This window comes from Falsiroseomonas sp. RANM36, from assembly GCF_056682175.1.
Genome location: NZ_JBWXTD010000003.1, coordinates 836,141 through 852,920 on the forward strand (window position 1 = coordinate 836,141; position 16,780 = coordinate 852,920).

General features: G+C 72.3%; 15 protein-coding genes, 1 tRNA gene and 2 pseudogenes. 10 read left to right on the plus strand and 8 right to left on the minus strand.

Annotation, left to right across the window (positions count from 1 at the left end; genetic code table 11):
• On the minus strand, positions 1 to 241 hold a 241-nt coding region (locus AC1MIR_RS08745; RefSeq protein WP_480027789.1), incomplete at its 3' end, for an NAD(P)-binding domain-containing protein.
• A gap of 1 nt (position 242) precedes the next feature.
• Positions 243 to 383 (minus strand): hypothetical protein, encoded by a 141-nt coding sequence (locus tag AC1MIR_RS08750; protein ID WP_480027790.1) that lies wholly within the window; start codon positions 381 to 383, stop codon positions 243 to 245.
• A 126-nt stretch (positions 384 to 509) separates the two neighbouring features.
• On the opposite strand from AC1MIR_RS08750, the gene AC1MIR_RS08755 reads away from it, so the two are divergent.
• Positions 510 to 1,211, plus strand: a complete 702-nt coding sequence (locus tag AC1MIR_RS08755) for a glycine zipper 2TM domain-containing protein (protein WP_480027791.1) — start codon at positions 510 to 512, stop codon at positions 1,209 to 1,211.
• A gap of 272 nt (positions 1,212 to 1,483) precedes the next feature.
• On the opposite strand, the pseudogene AC1MIR_RS08760 reads toward AC1MIR_RS08755, so the two are convergent.
• Positions 1,484 to 2,956, minus strand: a pseudogene (locus AC1MIR_RS08760) (hydantoinase/oxoprolinase family protein); the annotation flags it as partial.
• Positions 2,957 to 3,081: 125 nt separating this feature from the next.
• Here AC1MIR_RS08760 and AC1MIR_RS08765 point away from each other — a divergent pair.
• Complete coding sequence (locus tag AC1MIR_RS08765; protein ID WP_480027792.1) at positions 3,082 to 3,825, plus strand: RraA family protein; 744 nt, start codon at positions 3,082 to 3,084, stop codon at positions 3,823 to 3,825.
• A 16-nt stretch (positions 3,826 to 3,841) separates the two neighbouring features.
• On the opposite strand, the gene obgE is transcribed toward AC1MIR_RS08765, so the two are convergent.
• From obgE to rplU, 3 genes are all read right to left on the minus strand, one after another.
• The gene (gene obgE / locus AC1MIR_RS08770) at positions 3,842 to 4,843 is read right to left on the minus strand and encodes a GTPase ObgE (protein ID WP_480027793.1); all 1,002 of its coding nucleotides are present in this window, start codon (positions 4,841 to 4,843) and stop codon (positions 3,842 to 3,844) included.
• Positions 4,844 to 4,913: 70 nt separating this feature from the next.
• On the minus strand, positions 4,914 to 5,183 hold the full coding sequence (gene rpmA / locus AC1MIR_RS08775; protein WP_480027794.1) for a 50S ribosomal protein L27: 270 nt from the start codon (positions 5,181 to 5,183) through the stop codon (positions 4,914 to 4,916).
• 26 nt (positions 5,184 to 5,209) lie between these two features.
• Positions 5,210 to 5,527: a 50S ribosomal protein L21 gene (gene rplU, locus AC1MIR_RS08780; RefSeq protein ID WP_480027795.1), complete on the minus strand. Its 318-nt coding sequence runs from the start codon at positions 5,525 to 5,527 to the stop codon at positions 5,210 to 5,212.
• Between the two features lie 228 nt (positions 5,528 to 5,755).
• On the opposite strand from rplU, the gene AC1MIR_RS08785 reads away from it, so the two are divergent.
• The 8 genes from AC1MIR_RS08785 to AC1MIR_RS08820 all read left to right on the plus strand — a co-directional run bounded on the left by AC1MIR_RS08785 (position 5,756) and on the right by AC1MIR_RS08820 (position 12,814).
• Positions 5,756 to 5,845: transfer RNA gene (locus AC1MIR_RS08785), tRNA-Ser, on the plus strand.
• 153 nt (positions 5,846 to 5,998) lie between these two features.
• Complete coding sequence (locus AC1MIR_RS08790; RefSeq protein WP_480027796.1) at positions 5,999 to 7,441, plus strand: tyrosine-type recombinase/integrase; 1,443 nt, start codon at positions 5,999 to 6,001, stop codon at positions 7,439 to 7,441.
• A gap of 273 nt (positions 7,442 to 7,714) precedes the next feature.
• Positions 7,715 to 8,485, plus strand: coding sequence for a hypothetical protein (locus AC1MIR_RS08795; protein ID WP_480027797.1), 771 nt, complete (start codon positions 7,715 to 7,717; stop codon positions 8,483 to 8,485).
• 89 nt (positions 8,486 to 8,574) lie between these two features.
• On the plus strand, positions 8,575 to 8,883 hold the full coding sequence (locus tag AC1MIR_RS08800) for a helix-turn-helix transcriptional regulator (protein WP_480027798.1): 309 nt from the start codon (positions 8,575 to 8,577) through the stop codon (positions 8,881 to 8,883).
• Between the two features lie 233 nt (positions 8,884 to 9,116).
• Complete coding sequence (locus AC1MIR_RS08805) at positions 9,117 to 9,623, plus strand: hypothetical protein (protein WP_480027799.1); 507 nt, start codon at positions 9,117 to 9,119, stop codon at positions 9,621 to 9,623.
• Positions 9,620 to 9,874: a hypothetical protein gene (locus AC1MIR_RS08810; protein WP_480027800.1), complete on the plus strand. Its 255-nt coding sequence runs from the start codon at positions 9,620 to 9,622 to the stop codon at positions 9,872 to 9,874. Before AC1MIR_RS08805 ends, AC1MIR_RS08810 begins: the two co-directional genes overlap by 4 nt.
• Positions 9,875 to 10,016: 142 nt before the next feature.
• Positions 10,017 to 10,862: a hypothetical protein gene (locus tag AC1MIR_RS08815; RefSeq protein ID WP_480027801.1), complete on the plus strand. Its 846-nt coding sequence runs from the start codon at positions 10,017 to 10,019 to the stop codon at positions 10,860 to 10,862.
• A complete protein-coding gene (locus AC1MIR_RS08820; protein ID WP_480027802.1) occupies positions 10,859 to 12,814 on the plus strand; it encodes a DUF927 domain-containing protein in 1,956 nt (651 codons plus the stop codon). The genes AC1MIR_RS08815 and AC1MIR_RS08820 overlap by 4 nt, the downstream gene beginning before the upstream one ends.
• 1,404 nt (positions 12,815 to 14,218) lie before the next feature.
• On the opposite strand, the pseudogene AC1MIR_RS08825 reads toward AC1MIR_RS08820, so the two are convergent.
• Both AC1MIR_RS08825 and AC1MIR_RS08830 read right to left on the minus strand, forming a co-directional pair.
• A pseudogene (locus AC1MIR_RS08825) lies at positions 14,219 to 15,297 on the minus strand (IS630 family transposase).
• A 56-nt stretch (positions 15,298 to 15,353) separates the two neighbouring features.
• Positions 15,354 to 16,780 (minus strand): HoxN/HupN/NixA family nickel/cobalt transporter (locus AC1MIR_RS08830; RefSeq protein ID WP_480027803.1); only part of this gene is annotated, 1,427 nt, incomplete at its 5' end.

A 16,780-nucleotide genomic window follows, 5' to 3' on the forward strand; every position in this document is an offset into this window, starting at 1 on the left:
CGCGGGCGCCGAGCCTGGCCTCGCGCACATGCGACCCGGCGGGTCGCTTGGTCACCCCGCGGCCGGCACCGGGGGGGGGGGGGGCGGCGCTGCCGGCCGCCGTCGCGCCCGCCGCGACGCAGCGCGAGACCAGGTCCGGCACGATGTCGAAGACGGCGACGCGGTGTCCCGCCTTCGCCAGGTTGCGCGCCATCGGCCCACCCATGTTGCCGAGGCCGACGAAGCCGATGCGCGCCGCCATGTCAGCGCCGGCGCTGGATGTAGGGCTGCGAGACGCATTCGCCGGTGGGGTCGATGTAGCTCGGCGGGATGCAGGGCGCGGGCTGGTTGGACTGGCTGCACCCGGCGAGGCACAGCAGGAACAGGAGCAGAGCCGGACGCATCGGTTTCCTCCCTCGGTCGCCATGCGATGCTGCGCGTGCCCGCCGGCGCCTGTCCAGGGCAACGTGCCCCGCGGTGGCCACGATGGTGCCATGCGGAAGCCGGGCCGGGCGTGGATGGCGCGGGGCATGATGGTCCTCTATGTCACCGCCATGCGTGCCGCCCTTCTCCTGGCGCCGCTGCTCGCCCTTGCGGCCTGCGGCCCCCGCTTCTCGCCCGATGCCTATGCCACCCGCGCGGTCCAGCAGATGAACCGCGTGGAACAGGGCGTGGTGATCGGCCGGCGGGAGGTTTCCGTGCAGATGGAGGGAGCGACGGGCGCGGCCGCCGGCGGCGCAGCAGGCGGCGTCATCGGGTCCCAGGTGCCGGGCGGGAACATGGCCGGGGCGATCGGCGCCGTGGGCGGAGCGCTGGTCGGCGGGCTGTTCGGCAGCGCGGCGGAACGGGTGGTCGGCGACACCAGGGCCTTCGAATACATCGTCCGCAAGACGAACGGCGACCTCGTCTCCGTGACGCAGCGCGACGAGCAGCCGCTCGGGATCGGGCTGCGGGTGCTGGTGATCGCGGGCAACCAGGCGCGGATCGTGGCGGACTACACCCAGCCCGGCGAGGCGCCGCCGACGGCCATCCCGGCCGAGCCGGAGCCGCCCGGCCCCGCGCCGCAGACCGCCGCCCCCCCCGCCGCCCCCCCCCCCCCCGCCCGCCGCGCCCCCCCCCCCGCGGCGAGCGAGGTGCCGCCGGCGATGCGCGCATGCGGCGCCTTCGGCACCTCGCCGATCGCCTGCACCCGGGCCGAGACCAGCTCGATCCCGCGGTCGCGGATCGCATAGCCGTATTCGCGCGCATGCGCGGCGTGGAAGCGCTCCTGCATCTCGGCGAGGTCGGGAGCGCCGAGGCCGTCGCACGCCACCTTCACCTCGAAGTTCTGGCCGCGATAGCGCGCATCGAGCACGCGGCGGAAGCGCCGCCCCGCGGGCGCCACGCCTTCCCGCGCCAGCCAGGCGTCGCCCTCGCGCTCCATCTCCGCGAACAGGCCGAGGATGGCCTGCCAGGAGGCCTCCGAGGCATCGGCGAAATGGCTGCGGACATAGTCGGCCGAGACGTCCGTCAGCAGCATGCCGCGGGCGCAGAGCGTGCCGGGCTCGCGCGGCACCAGCACGCGCGGGATGCCGCATTCGATCGCGACCTCCGCGGCATGCAGCGGCCCCGCGCCGCCGAAGGCGGCGAGCGCGAAGCGGGTGATGTCGTAGCCGCGCTCGACCGAGACGGAGCGGATCGCGCGGCTCATGCCCGCATTGGCGATGCGGATGATCCCATGCGCCGCCTGCTCCACCGGGATGCCGAGCGGTGCGGCGATGCGCTCCGCGATCACCGCCCGCGCGGCCTCGGCATCCAGCGTCATCCGCCCGCCGAGCAGCGTGTCCGGCACGAGGCGGCCGAGCACCAGGTTGGCGTCGGTGATGGTCGGCTCGGTGCCGCCGCGGCCATAGGCCACGGGCCCAGGGTCCGCGCCGGCCGATTGCGGCCCGACCTTCAGCGCGCCGGCATCGTCGATCCGCGCGATGGAGCCGCCGCCCGCACCGATGACATGGATGTCGATCATCGGCGTCTTCACTGGATAGCCGGCGACCAGCCGCGCGCTGGTGTAGAGCGGCCTTCCGTCCTCGATCAGCGACACGTCGGTGGAGGTCCCGCCGACATCGAAGGTGACCAGGTTGGGCAGCCCCGCCGCGACACCGATGGACGCCGCGCCGACCACGCCCGCCGCGGGGCCGGAGACGCAGCTGCGCACCGGGCATTCCCGCGCCGTCTCCACCGACATCAGCCCGCCATTGGAGTGGATCGTGTAGGGCTCGGCCGGGATGCCGAGGCCGCGCACGCGCTCGCGCAGCCGTTCCAGGTATCGGCCCATGCGCGGACCGACGAAGGCGTTCACCGCGGCGGTCGAGCAGCGCTCGTATTCGCGGAACTCCGGCAGGATGGCGGAGGAGACGCTGACATAGACGTCGGGCAGCGCCGCCGCCACGGCCTCCGCCGCGCGGCGCTCATGCTCGGGATTGCGGTAGCTGTGCAGGAAGCAGATCGCGACGCTCTCGACCTGTGCAGCGGCCAGCGCGGCGACGGCGGCATCGAGGCTTCCGGCGTCCAGCGGATGCAGCACGGCGCCGTCCGGGCCGATGCGCTCGGCGACCTCGAAGCGGCGGTCGCGCGGCACCAGCGGCGGCGGCTTCTCCACCCGGTAGTCGTAGATCGAGGGGCGCGACTGGCGGCCGAGTTCCAGCACGTCGCGGAAGCCCCTGGTGGTGATCAGGCCGGTGCGCGCGCCGCGCCGCTCGATGACGATGTTGGTCGCGACCGTGGTGCCGTGGCCGAGCCAGCCGACCTCCGCCGCGGCGGCGCCGAACAGGCCGAGCATCTGCGCCAGGCCCTCGCCGATCGCCTCGGACGGGTCGCGCGGGGTGGAGGGCAGCTTGAAGAAACGGATCGTGCCGTCCCGGTCGTCGAGCAGCGTGAAGTCCGTGAAGGTGCCGCCGACATCCACGCCGATCCTGTACATCCGCCCCTCGCTGCGCATGACCCGCACGGGCGGGCTTCGCCACCGGCACGGGATCGGATAGTTGTATAACAGCTAGCCGAACCCGGGCGGGCTTGACCACCCCCGGCCGGCGGCGGAACGACCGCAGCAAGAGGACAGGGCGCATGACGGGCACGGGCAGCACCCAAGAATCCCCCCTGACGCCGGAGGTGCGCCGGCAGTTGGAACGCGTGGCGGTGCCGACGGTGGTCTCCACGCTCTATCGCCTCGGCCTGCGCGGGATGATGATGCAGGCGCCGAAGGCGCTCAATCCGGCCGCGCCCCGCCTGCTCGGCACCGCCTTCACGGTGCGGACCATCCCCGTGCGGGAGGACCTGGTCGAGGCGACGGCACGCGGCGAGCGGCCGAACCTGCAGGGCGAGGCGGTCGCCCGCATCGGCGCGGGCGAGGTGCTGGTGGTGGCGATGGACGGCGAAAGCCGCACCGCCTTCATGGGCGACATCATCACCACGCATCTGCTGGCCAAGGGTGCGGCCGGCGTGGTGCTGGACGGCGGCGTCTCGGACGCGGCGGCGATCTCTTCGATCCCGCTGCCGGTCTATTGCTGCGGCACCGCCGGCACGCCGGTCACGTCGCACCGGCTGGTGGTGGACCTGCAGGCGCCGATCGGCTGCGCCGGCGTGCCGGTGTTCCCGGGCGATGTGGTCCTGGGCGACGCCAACGGGATCGTCTGCATCCCCGCCCATCTCGTGGCGCAGGTGGCCGCGACCGCCGCCGAGCGCGAGGACTTCGAAGAATGGGTGATCGCCGAGGCGCGGAAAGGCCGCCCGCTGGCCGGCCTCTACCCACCGGACGCGGCGACCAGGCAGGAGTACGAGGCCCTTCGCGCCGCCCGCACGGGCGGCTGACCGGGGCCGCCCGGGGTCAGCGGCCCCGCGCGGCGGCGATGGCGACGGCGAGCGCGCGGAGGATCTCGGCCACGCCCTCCCCCGCGACGCCGGAGACCGCCATCGCCGGCCGGCCCGCGGCGCGCGAGAGCGCCTTCAGCCGCGAGGCGCGGACCTGCGGCGTGATCGCATCCACCTTGTTCAGCGCCACGATCTCCGGCTTGTCCGCCAGGCCGTGGCCGTAGCCTTCCAGCTCGCGCCGCACCGTGCGATAGGCGCGCGCAGGATCCGCCTGCGTGCCGTCCACCAGGTGCAGCAACACCGCGCAGCGCTCGACATGCCCGAGGAACCGGTCGCCGAGGCCGGCGCCCTCGCTGGCCCCTTCGATCAGGCCGGGGATGTCGGCGAGGACGAACTCGGTGGACGCATCCGGCCGGACCACGCCGAGTTGCGGATGCAACGTGGTGAAGGGATAGTCGGCGATCTTCGGCCGTGCGGCGGAGACGGCGGCGAGGAAGGTGGACTTGCCGGCATTCGGCAGCCCGACCAAGCCAGCATCGGCGATCAGCTTCAGGCGCAGCCAGACGCTGCGCTCCTCTCCCGGATGGCCCTTGTCGGCGCGGCGCGGGGCGCGATTGGTCGAGGATTTGTAGTGGGCATTGCCGAACCCGCCATCGCCGCCTCGGCACAGCACGGCGCGCTGGCCGACCTCGGTGAGGTCGGCGATCAGCGTCTCCTTGTCCTCGGCGAGGATCTGGGTGCCGACGGGAACCTTCAGGATCACATCGTCGGACGCCGCACCGGTGCGGTCCGACCCGGCGCCATTGCCGCCCTTCCGCGCCCGGAAATGCTGGCTGTAGCGGTAGTCGATCAGGGTGTTGAGGCCATCCACCGCCTCGGCGATCACGTCGCCGCCCCGGCCGCCATTGCCGCCATCCGGCCCGCCGAACTCGATATACTTCTCGCGGCGGAAGGCGACGACACCGTCGCCGCCGTCGCCCGCCTTGAGGTGGACCTTCGCCTCGTCGAGGAATTTCATGCCGGTGGCGCCCGGAAACGCGAACGGGGGCCTTGCGGCCCCCGTCCTGGCGTCCCGTTCGGGACGAGCCCTACTCGGCCGCGGCCGGCAGCGGCACGACGGAGACGTGCACGCGGCCTTCGGCCTTGCGCTCGAACTTCACCTGGCCGTCGATGGCGGCGTGGATGGAGTGGGTGCGGCCGACGAGCACATTGGTGCCCGGGCGCATCTTCGTGCCGCGCTGGGTGACGATGATGTTGCCGGCCTTCACGACCTGCCCGCCCGAGCGCTTCACGCCGAGCCGCTTGCCGGCCGAATCGCGCCCGTTGCGCGAGGAGCCGCCTGCCTTCTTGTGTGCCATGGTGGGGTGCTCCCGTTAGCTCTGCGTCAGGCCGCCGCGATCTCGGCGATCTTCAGCACGGTCTGGTGCTGGCGGTGGCCGTTCTTCCGGCGGCTGTTCTGCCGGCGGCGCTTCTTGAAGATGATCACCTTGTCGCCGCGGGTCTGCTCGACCACGGTGGCGGTCACCTTGGCGCCCGGCACGGTCGGCGCGCCGAGGGTCAGGCCGGCATCGGTGCCGATGGCCAGGACGTCGTGGAAGGTGATGGTTGCGCCGGGCTCGGCCTCGAGCTTCTCGACGGTGAGCACGGCGTCGGGGGTGACGCGATACTGCTTGCCGCCGGTGCGGATCACTGCGTAGGTCATTGCGCGCGCTCGGGCTTTCGGGGTCCGGTGCTTCGATCTGTCTGGGCGGGCCCAGGTGGTGTGGTTCGGCAGCGCATGTCCAGAGCGGCCAAACGCAACCGCCGGCTGCTTGTGGTCCGCCGGAGGAGCGGGCGTATAGCCGGGCCCGATGGCGCGAGTCAACGGCGGGGCGACCGGGCACGTGTTGCCAGCCCCGCGCGCCGCTTCTATACCGCGCCGCCGACCTGCGGAGAGGTGGCAGAGTGGTCGATCGCGTCGGTCTCGAAAACCGAAGTCCGTGAAAGCGGACCGTGGGTTCGAATCCCACCCTCTCCGCCATCCACCCGTCTAAGCCGATCTACAGACCCCTACGACTTCCCTCGAAAACCTAGTTTTTCCAAGGCTTCCACCCCGAACGGTGCGGAAAGCTATCCACGCGCATCCACCGCAAGCTATCATCCGCTGTGGGAACCGGCGTGGGAATGGCGGGTGATGATCCCCCAATTCCCACAGGCCGGCGCAGTGGCGGAGCGCGGCATGGGCGACCTCACCATCATGGCCTTGCGGGCGCGACTGGCGGAGCTGGCCCGCCAGCCCTTCACCACCCCGGTGCGGATCGGGGACGGCGGCGGGCTGCATCTTCTGGTCAAGCCCGGCCTGGCGGAGCGGCGGGAGCGGCGGGACCGGCGCGAGGGTGGCGACGTGTCGGACGGCGCCTGGGTGCTGCGCTACAGCTTCGGGACCAAGCGCCGGGACATGGGCTTGGGCAGCTATCCGGCGGTCGGGCTGGCCGAGGCGCGGGAGGCCGCCGAGAACGCCCGCAAGCTGCTGCGCCAGGGCACCGATCCCCTACAGGCACGGGAGGACGCCAAGGCCGCACAGGCACAGGCTGCCGCCGAGGCCAAGGCGCGGGCCGTGACCTTCCGGGAGGCCGCCAAGGCGACCGTCGAGGCCCGACGAGACGGGTGGAGCAACCCGAAGCACGCCGCCCAATGGCTGGCGACGATGGAGCAACACGCCTTCCCGCAGATCGGGAACATGCCGGTGGTCGAGGTGGACACGGCGGCGGTGTTGAAGGTGCTGCGCCCGATCTGGCCACGCATCCCCGAGACGGCTTCCCGCCTGCGGCAGCGAATGGAGGCGGTCCTAGACCTCGCCCGCGTGCGCGGCTGGCGTCAGGGCGAGAACCCGGCCCGCTGGCGCGGGCTGCTGTCCGAAGAACTGCCGCCGCCGCGCAAGGTGCAGCGGGTGGAGCATCGCCCGGCCCTGCCCTGGCAGCAGATGCCGGCCTTCTGGACGGCGCTGGCGAAGGTCGAGGGCAGCGGCGCCGCCGCGCTGCGCTTCGCCATCCTGACGGCGGCGCGCACTGGGGAGGTGCGCGGCATGACGTGGCGGGAGGTGAACCCAGACGCTGCCCTGTGGACCGTCCCCGCCGGCAGGATGAAGGCGCGGCGAGCGCATCGGGTGCCGCTGTCGGCTGCCGCGCTCGACGTGCTGCGCGTCGTGCGCCCCGACCAGCCGAAACCCGACGCCCATGTGTTCCCCGGCGCCGATGGGGCGATGCTGTCCGACATGACGGTTTCGGCGGTGATCCGCCGCATGAACGAACCGGCCGAGGGCGACGATCCGGCCGCCCCGCCGCGCTGGTCCGACCATGAAGGCCGGGCGGTGGTGCCGCACGGCTTCCGCAGCACCTTCCGCGATTGGGCCGGGGAGACGCGCACCGAGGGCCGGGAGGTGGTGGAGCGCGCCCTTGCCCATACGATCAAGGACAAGGCCGAGGCCGCCTATGCGCGCTCCGATCTGCTTGAAAAGCGCCGGCCGCTCATGGACGCCTGGGGGGACTGGTGCCTCCGCCCGGCGGTGCCGGCCGAGGTGCGGAGCTTGACGGCGGAGCGGAGCAAGCGGACCCGGAAGGCCACCACCGCCGCCTGACCGCCCGCGCCCGATGCATCGCGGGCGGGGGATCGTGTTTTTCGGTCGGGATCGGTCGGGATGGTCGGGATTGGCGCGGTGTCCTGCGGCTTTCCGCCCGATCCCGACTGGTCGGGACTGGTCGGGATGGTCGGGATTGACCGCGCGTGGCGCGAATCAGCAACGACCGTCTAGACTGGTCTATGGCGGGGCTAGGTTTGGCCGCCGAACGCGCGGAACCTCTGCCCGCGCTGCCCTGCCGACCATCGCAGAGACGCGCGGCAGAGGCGCAGCATGTCGGAACCACCGTTCCCGCCGGGTGACGGCTGGACGCCATGCGAAGCGGCCCGGCCCGTGGGGGAGCTACCGCCGCCCGGTGGGTGGACGCTGATAGAGGCAGCGGAGGCGCTGTTCCCTGACTTGGTGGAGTTCTGCCGGGCACAGGAGAACTGGCGGGAAGCGTTCCGGCGCCTGAGTGTCACTCTCGGCCGGGCTGTCCTGCGGGAGCGCGATGACCTCGCGATTGCGGGACACGACCTCGCGCGCGGCATTGATGCGCCGCCCGTTGTGGTGCCGCGCGCACTGTATGACGACGACACGATGCCGGAAGGCTCATGGCTCGCCCTCGACATCTGGAACTCGACTTTCGAGTTGAGGATGCCGTCCCCGACCCCGCCCATCGTCCTGCGCGGTGTTCGCATCTTCGCGGTGAAGGACATACCGCCTGTCACCACCCTTCACCCTGCACCCGGCCGCCCCGCACCTCTTGGTGAAGCGCACGGCGGCGGGGCAAGAGAGCCGCAGTCACCCAAACCCGAGACCGCCGAAGCCGCAACTCCCGCACCGAGGAACCGGGGCGGCCGTCCCGAGCGTGACGATTGGGTGCCCTTCGACCGAGAGATGATGCGCCTGCTCGCGCTAGACGGCGGCAACATGACGCTGCGCGTTTTCAAGCGGTGCATGAAGGATTGGGCAGCGCAGAACATGGAGCCGGTCCCCGACGACCGCACCATCGAAAGGCGCGTTAACGCTCGCGCACCGGCAGGCGTGTTCGTGCCCGACTAGTTTTGCCGGGTTGTGCCGGGTTCGGCCGTGCGGCGGAACCGCGCATGTGAATCCTTGGGAGCCACCACTACGCATGGAGGTGGCTTCCCGTGTCCGATTCGCCTTCCCGCGCGGCCCTGCTGACCAGCGCCGCCAACGTAACCCCCTCCGCACCCGGCGCCCGCAAGGCCGCACGTCGCGCGCGCCGCGCCGAGCTGCGCGCCGCCGCGCCCGACCCGCTGCTGACGGCGGAGGAAGGCGCCGCCGAGACGGGCCGCGCCCTCTCGACCTTCTGGCGCGACGTGAAGCGCGGCACGCTGCCCGCGCCCTACTACATCGCGCCGCGCTGCCCGCGCTGGCGGCGGTCGGAGCTGCGCCAGGTGGTCGAGGCGGCGCCGCGCGCGCCGACCGCCGCATGATGCGCGCCGCGCTCGTCGCCCCGCTGGTCGGTGTCGTCGTCGTGCTGCTGATCCTGGCGGCGCTGCGGCTGCTGACCTTCACCACCGGCTGAAACGAAACCGCCCGGCGCCGTGGGGCACCGGGCGGGGAAGGTTACGCGGCTACTCGACTGGACAGCGCCGATATAGCGCACCGCCTGCCTTCTGCGCCACCGCCCCGCGCGTCGCGGCCTCGACCATGAGGACGTGACCCCGTGACGATAGACCTGCGAACATGCGCCGAGCTGGCGCAGTTGATCGCGCGCATGGAAGCGGCCGGCGCCGGCTGGCATGTGCCGCTGATCCGCGCCGCGATGGCCGGCGCGCTGAGTGCCGTGTTCCTGCCGCCCGGCGCCCGCGTGCCGCGCGACATGCTGGACACCACGCCGCCGCGCCCGCCGCTGGCGGTGGTCCTGGCCGGCGACGGCAGCACCCCGGCGCCGCCTGACGCCTTCCCGCAGGCACGGCGGCTGCTGCGCTGGTCTCGGTTCATCGTCCTGCATGGTGCCGGCGGGCTGCCCTGGCACTACGCCCTCGCGGCCGAGGCCACGATCCACTGGCGCCGCGTGCTGATCGTGGAGACGACCTCCGCCCTTCTGCCCGAATGGCTGGCGCTGCGGATGGCGCTGGCGCCGCGCACGCCCGGCATCGGATGGGCGGTGCCGCCCGGCGACGGACAGCACCCGCGCGAGACGGCACCCGCCGGGACGGTGCTGCAATGACCCGCCGCCCCCACCGCCAGGTGCGCCCGGCCGAGCTGGCGCCGCTGCCCTTGTTCGCATGGGCCGCGCGACACCAGCCGCGCCCGACCAGCGCCGCGCATGTCGTCCTGCGCGACGATCTGCGCGACGCGAACGGCGAGCCGCGCGCCTGCATCGTCATACCCGGCCGGCGGCTGCCGCTGGCCTTCCCGTCCATCCCGGCGGCGCTGGCCGCCCTCGCCCGCATGGAGGCTGCCCATGCCGGGCGCTGATCCCCTCGACCCGCACGCCCTGACGCTTGCGACCGCGCGCGGCCGGCGCCTGTGCAAGACGCGCCACGCGGACGGCAGGGCGGAGGACTACGACGCCGCCCGCACGCTCGACCTCGCCACCGCCGACGCGCCCGCGCTCGACGTGCTGGCGCGGCTGCTGCGCGGGCTGCTGACACGGCGCGATACCTGCATCCTGCGCGGCGCGATCCGCGACGCGACCCGCACGCGGCGGGTGCGGCGGCTGCTGCATCCCGATCCCGAGACTGGCGAGTTGCCGACGCTGGCCGAGACGCCGCGCGCCTGGGTGGCGCTCGACCTCGACGGGCTGCCGCTCCCAGCCGGCGCCGATCCGCGCGACCTTGCAGGCTGCGGCGCGGTCGCGCGTGCGGCGCTGCCGGTGGCCTTTCATCGCGCCGCCTGCATCGTGGGCGCGACGGCAGGGCACGGCTTCAAGGACGGTGCCCGACTGCGCCTGTGGTTCCTGCTGACGCGGCCTCTCACCGGAGGCGAGTGCAAGCTGTGGCTGCGCGACGCGCCGGTTGACCGCAGCGTGTTCGGCGCCGTGCAACCGATCTACACGGCGGCGCCGCTGTTCATCGGCATGTCGGACCCGCTGCCCGCGCGACTGGTCATGCTCGACGGGGCGGAGCGGGTGACTGCGCCATCGCCCGCCGATCTGGCGCCACGCGCGCCGCAGCGCCAGGCCGGCGAGCTGCCGCCGCCCGGTGCAGCGGCCGGGCGCTATGCCAGCGCCGCCCTGGCACGCGCGGCCTCTGCTGTCGCGCGTTCATCGGAGGGTGCGCGTCATCCCACCGCCGTCTCCGAAGCCTGGGGACTGGCGAAGCTGGTTGAGCGTGGGCTGTTGACCGCCGACGATATGGCCCGCGCGCTCGACGGCGCCTTGCAGATGGCGGGGAAGCCGCCCGGCGAGGGCGCGAGGATCGCCGCATGGGCAGTCGCACAGCGCCGGGGAGGTGTGGCGCCATGAGCAAGCCCAACGGTGCTGATCCTGCCGCGCTGGCCGCGCTGGTCGCGCGGCTGGCCGATCTTCCGACGCTGGCGCGCGAGACTGCAATGCGAGAGGCGGTGCCCACCGTGCCAGGGCTGACGCTGCGCGACCTGAAGGCCGAGGTGCAGCGGGAGTTGCGGCAGCGGCGCGCGACCGCCGAGGCCGCGATGCGCGCCGCCGGCCCGCCCGCCGAGGGCGAAGTGCGGTGGCCCTTCGGCTATGCCATGCGGCCGGAAGGTCTGTTCTTCGACGGCGGCGACGACAAGCCGCCGATGCGCCTGTGCGACGCCTTCGACGTGATCGGAGAGGCACGCAATCAGGCGGGCGAGGATCGCGCGCTCTTCATCGGCTGGCAGGATGGCGACGGGCGCGCGCACCGATGGGCGATGCCGTTGCGGCTGACGGTGGCGGAGCCCGGCATCCTTGAAGGCGAGCTGATCGGGCGCGGCCTGCGCGTGAACGCCGATCCCGCCGCCCGCCTGCGGCTGCGCTGCGCGCTGGCCGATGTGCGCGTGGGTGGTCGCGTGCTGCTGATCGCGCGCGCCGGCTGGCACGGCGGCGCCTATGCGATGGGCGACGGCGCGGTGATCGGCAGCCCGGCGGAACCGCTGGTCATGCAGCGGCACAGCGAAGCCGGCGCGGCGGCGGTCGAGGTGGCCGGCGACCTCGAAGGATGGCGCAGCGGCGTGGCCGCGCTGGCGGTCGGCAACGACCTGCCCGCCTTCTGCCTCGCCGCCGCCTTCGCGGGACCGCTGCTCGACGTGGCCGGCGAGGATGGCGGCGGCTTCCACCTCTTCGGCAAGTCGAAGAGCGGCAAGACGACTGCCGCGCAGTTAGCCGTGTCGGCATGGGGGCCGCCGACCAAGGCCGGCGGGCTGCGCGACTGGCGCGCGACGACTAACGGGCTGGAAGCCGCCTGCGCCGAGGCGGGCGATGGTCTGCTGACGCTCGACGAAATCCACCAAGCGGACCCGCGCGAGGTGGCCGGCGCCATCTACGCGATGGCGAACGGCGCCGGCAAAGGCCGCATGTCGCGCGAGCTGACGGGGCGGCGGCGCTCGACCTGGCGCACGCTGATCCTCTCGACGGGCGAGGTTGACGTGCAAACGGTGGTGGAGCGCAGCGGGCGCAAGATGCCGGCCGGCGCGGCGGTGCGGCTGCCGTCCCTCGCGATCCGCGACGCCGATGCATGGCCGCAGCGGCATGGGCGCGAGGATCGGGCCGCGATGCTGGCCGAGTTGCACGCCGCGATGCGCCGGCATCACGGCACGGCGGCGCGCGCGTATCTGGCGAAGCTGGCCGAGGCGCGCGCCGCTGATCCCGAAGAGCTGCACGCCGCCCTCGCTGCGATGCGCGACCGCTTCGCGACCAAGCTGCCGGCCGATGCAGATGCACAGGTGCGGCATGTCGCGCGGTTCTTCGCGCTGGTCGCGACGGCCGGCGAGTTGGCCGCCGCGTGGAACGTGCTGTCGTGGCCTGGGGGCGAAGCGGAGCGAGCCGCGCTCGCAGTCATGCGCGACTGGATAGACCGGCGCGGCGGTGCCGTGGCCGGGGAGGACAGCGCCGCCCTGACGACGCTGCGCGCCTTCATCGCCGCGCATGGTGCATCGCGCTTCGACACGATCCTTCCCCCGCCGAAGGACGGCGAGGGCGAGGCCGAGGTGCGCGACCAGCGCACCATCAACCGCGCCGGCTGGCGGGAGCGGGATGGGGGCGGGCGGTGGGCCTACTTCCTGACCAGCGCGGCGTGGCGGGAGGTGTTCGCGGACGCCGATCCCCTCGCCGCTGCGCGCGCCCTGGCGGCGGCTGGCGTGATCCGGCGGGGCGACGGCAAGAACCTCATGGTGTCGAAGGTGATCCCCGGCGAGGGCAAGTTGAGGCTGTACGCGGTCGCGCCCGGCATCCTGGCGGAACCGGAGGCCGGCGCATGACGGGCGGCGCCTCTTCGCGCCCTGCTGACGCTGGCGGCGGCGGAGAGGCGCATCCCGACCATCCCGACCTGTCCCGACCAGTCGGGAACGCCACGAAAGGCGCGGGCGACGGCGATTTTCCCGACCATCCCGACCAATCCCGACCGGATTGCACGATCCCCGGCCCTGCTGCATCGCCGCTGTGTAGCCTCCTGGCATCTTGGCGGGATCGGTGGGCGGCGGAGGCCGAGGCGGAGCCGGGCGACACGCCCGCGACCCTGGCAGCGGACGGCGAGGGCGAGGCCGAGGCGATGGCCGCGCACTATGCAGCGCCGGCCGCGGCATCGCCCTACCGTCCTGGCGATCCTGACCCGCTTCGGGATGGCCTGCTGCGCGGCTGGCGGCGGCATCGGCAGCGCACCCGCGCCGAGAGCTAGCGTTTCTTTCTGCGCCACCCGCCGGAAAATGGCTGCGCGAGTTGTTTTTCTACCCATCCCCGCAGAGAAGCTGTCCAACGAAAAAATCTCTGCGTGAGGCCGATGCGGTCACGACTCACACAACCGCCAGGGATTACCCCCCCCTCCCGGTGAAACCGGCCCGGCCGTGACTGCCTTCGGGTCCTTCCTCGAAGCTAGGTCTTGCAGTGGTTCAGACCCCGGCGGTCCCCTAGTGGCTGCCGTTGCGTGAGGGTGCAACCGCGCAACGCTGGTTGCGCGAGGTGAGGCAACACACCGGCGGGCGAAGCTACAGGCAGCGGTGAGCCTCGCGGCAGTGAGGTGTCACGCGGTCATGACCGTAACCGTCATTCGTGACGGCCCGGCTGGCGAGGCTATGCCGTCCAAACCACTGCACCCCATCGCCGCCAAGAGGGACCCGTCCCCCACGGTCGCGGCTTATCCGTGGGAACCCACGTGGGAACAACACGACCGATGGCGCCTAACGTCATGATCTCGAAGAGGACAATGGCAGTCACCCTCTCCGCCAGTCGCCCTTCGAAGCGCAATCTCCACCCCGGGCCACCGCGCCGAGAGGCGCAGGTTTCCCGCGGGTTCCGCCCCTGACCTGTTGAGCGGCAGGGGCCGCGGGTAGGCCCTGACGGGTCTCCGGGGGCCCGGTTCTCTCCGAACCTATTGACCTGACGGATTTAGTACGGAACCCAAGATCCTAGGTAAAAGGCCGGTTTCACCGGGGTCGAAGTTTTCTCTGGTTCGCATCCCACTTGCCCGAGATGCGATTTACACCGAGCCGCCGCTCCGGCTCGTAGACCTCCACCAAGTCCGCCTCATCCGTCACCGCCTCGACGCGGCTATGCGACGATAGCGCATGGTCATCGCAGGCCATCACTGCCAACGGACGAGACTCCAGCCCCTTTGTCAGTAGCGGTGCATCGGGACACAGATCTGGACACGCCGTGGACCCACCTGCCTAGCGGAGTGTTTCGAGCAGACGTTTCCCGCGCTGGTGCTTGCCGATGATGGTGTCGGCGGGAGCGGTCCAGCGGAAGGGCTTCGGGTCGGCGTTGTGGGCGTCGAGGTAGTCGCGGATGGCCTGGTTCAGTTCGATAACCGAACGGAACACGTCGCGCTTGAGGCGCCGTTTGGTCAAGGTGGCGAACAGGCCCTCGACGGCGTTGATCCAGGAGGCGCTGGTCGGCGTGAAGTGGACATGGAAGCGCGGATGCTGGGCCAGCCAGCGCTTCACGGCCCCGGTCTTTTGGGCGGCGCAGGTGTCGAGGATCAGGTGCAGGTCGAGGTCGGTCGGGGTCTGCCTGTCGATCAGCCGCAGGAAGCGGATGAACTCGGCGGCGCGGTGGCGGAGCATGCACTGCTGATCACCGTGCCCGCCTTCACGTCAAGGGCTGCGAATAAGGTCGTCGTGCCGTGGCGCTTGTAGTCGTGCGTCATGGTCGTGCCCCGGCCGCGCTTCATCGGCAGCCCCGGCTGGGTGCGGTCGAGCGCCTGGATCTGGCTCTTCTCGTCCACGGACAGCACCAGGGCATGCTCGTGCGGATTCACGTAAAGGCCGACGATGTCGCGGACCTTCTCGACGAACTTCGGGTCGTTGGAGAGCTTGAAGGTCTCGACCCGGTGCAGCTTCAGGCCGTGGTCGAGCCAGATGCGGTGGATCGTGGACGGCGCCAAGCCGCTCGCCTTGGCCATCGACCGCAGCGTCCAGTGCGTCGCCGCGGGCGGGTCGTCGTGCAGCGTGCGCTCGACCACCGCCGCGATCTGCCCGGGCGAGGCCGCGGCGAAGGCACGGCCTCGCGGGGCGTCGCGGAACAAGCCCTCGGCGCCGTCCTGCAGGTAGCGCGCCTGCCAGCGCCAGATCGTCGGCTTAACCTTCCCCGTGGCGGCGCGGATCGCCATCGTCCTCGCACCGTCCGCGATCATCAGCACCATCTGTGCCCGCCAGACGTGGTGCTGCGGGCTCTTGCGGTCAGGGACCACGCCTTTGAGCCGCTCCCGGTCGCCCGGTCGAAGCCGGACCTCAACGCCTTCTCTCATGCACCCAGACTCGCAGGTCCGGGCCCCCATGGGAATCATCAACTTCGCTCAATTCACTAGGATAGCGACGGCCCGCGGACCGCATCAGCATCCGGAAGGCTGGTCAGACCGAGGGAATGCACCGCGCTTGGCGTGGCGAGAGCCTGTCCCGCACGATGCCGAATCTCCTGCGCAAGAAGGCCCAGCCCGATCAGCAGGACACAGGCCGCACCGGCCACCTGCACGAGGCGCCCAGCCCGTGCGCCGCCGCCGCCAAGCCTTCGATGAGCCCAGTCGCGACCCAGGATCGCGACGATGCCGATCCCCGCCATCGCGACCGCCATGCCGGCCGAGATCGCCACCACCATCAGCGTCGCCGGCAAAAGCAGGTCGTTGGCGATGCCGAACAGCAGGACCAGCAGCGCGCCCGTGCACGGCACCGCGCCAACCGCGGCCGCAAGCCATGACGTGGCCACGGCCGGTCGAACCTCCTCGCAGGACCAGCGCGACGCCGTGCCCGACCCCGCCGCCGCGCAGGCAAGGCAGCCGGCCTGGCCCGGCGTGTGGCCGGCCCCCGAGGCGAGCCGCGACGCCGGCCGCAGCGCGCGCCACAGCATCACGCCGCCGATCAGCACGATGGCCGCATAGCTCCCCATCCGCACCAGCGAAAAGTCGGACAGGGACGCGCCGGTGGCCTGCCGCACCGCGAAGTCGGTCGCCCACACGAAGACCACGGCCGACAGGACGTGGAAGATCGCGATCTGCGCGCCCATGAACAGGCCGCGGCGGAGACTGCCGCCCTCGCCGACGAAGTAGGAGACGACGATCGCCTTGCCGTGCCCGGGGCCAAGTGTATGCACCACGCCATAGAGGAAGGCGACGACCAGGGCCTGCAGCAGTGCCGCCGTGCCGCCGCCCTGCGTGCCGGTCATCGCGCGCGTGAACAGCGACGACATTCGCGCCTGCAGGTCGTTCCACCAGGTGCCGCCGGCGTCCGGCGCAGGTGGCGGCGCGGCCGCCATCGCGCGGCCCGCCAAGGGCTCGATCGTCACCGCCGTCATCGAATACGCGACGTTCACCCGCAGCGTGCCGTCCACATGGAACAGGTCGTAGGCCGCCGGCCGGTGCTCGAGGCGGCCGGTCACCCGGAACGCCGCGAAGGGACCGGGATCGTTCATGCCGCCCGGCACGATCACACGGATCATCTGGTTCGGCGGCGGGGGCGGCGTATGGACGCAGGCCCCGACCCAGGGGACGAAAAGGAACTCCGTCACGCGCACGCCGTCGCGGACGAGGGGCAGCACGAAGCCCCCGAGGGCGATCCGCTCCCCGTCGAGGCCACGATCCACGGCCTCCGCCCGGGCGCGCCGCATCTGCGCAACGCGCTGGCGCTGCGCGAGCAGCGCCTCGGGCTCGATCCCCGCCGCAACGAGGCGCGCGGCCCCCCCCCCCGCCGCCCGGCCCCGGGGGGCGGGCGCCGCCCCCCCCCCCGCGGCGCGGGGGG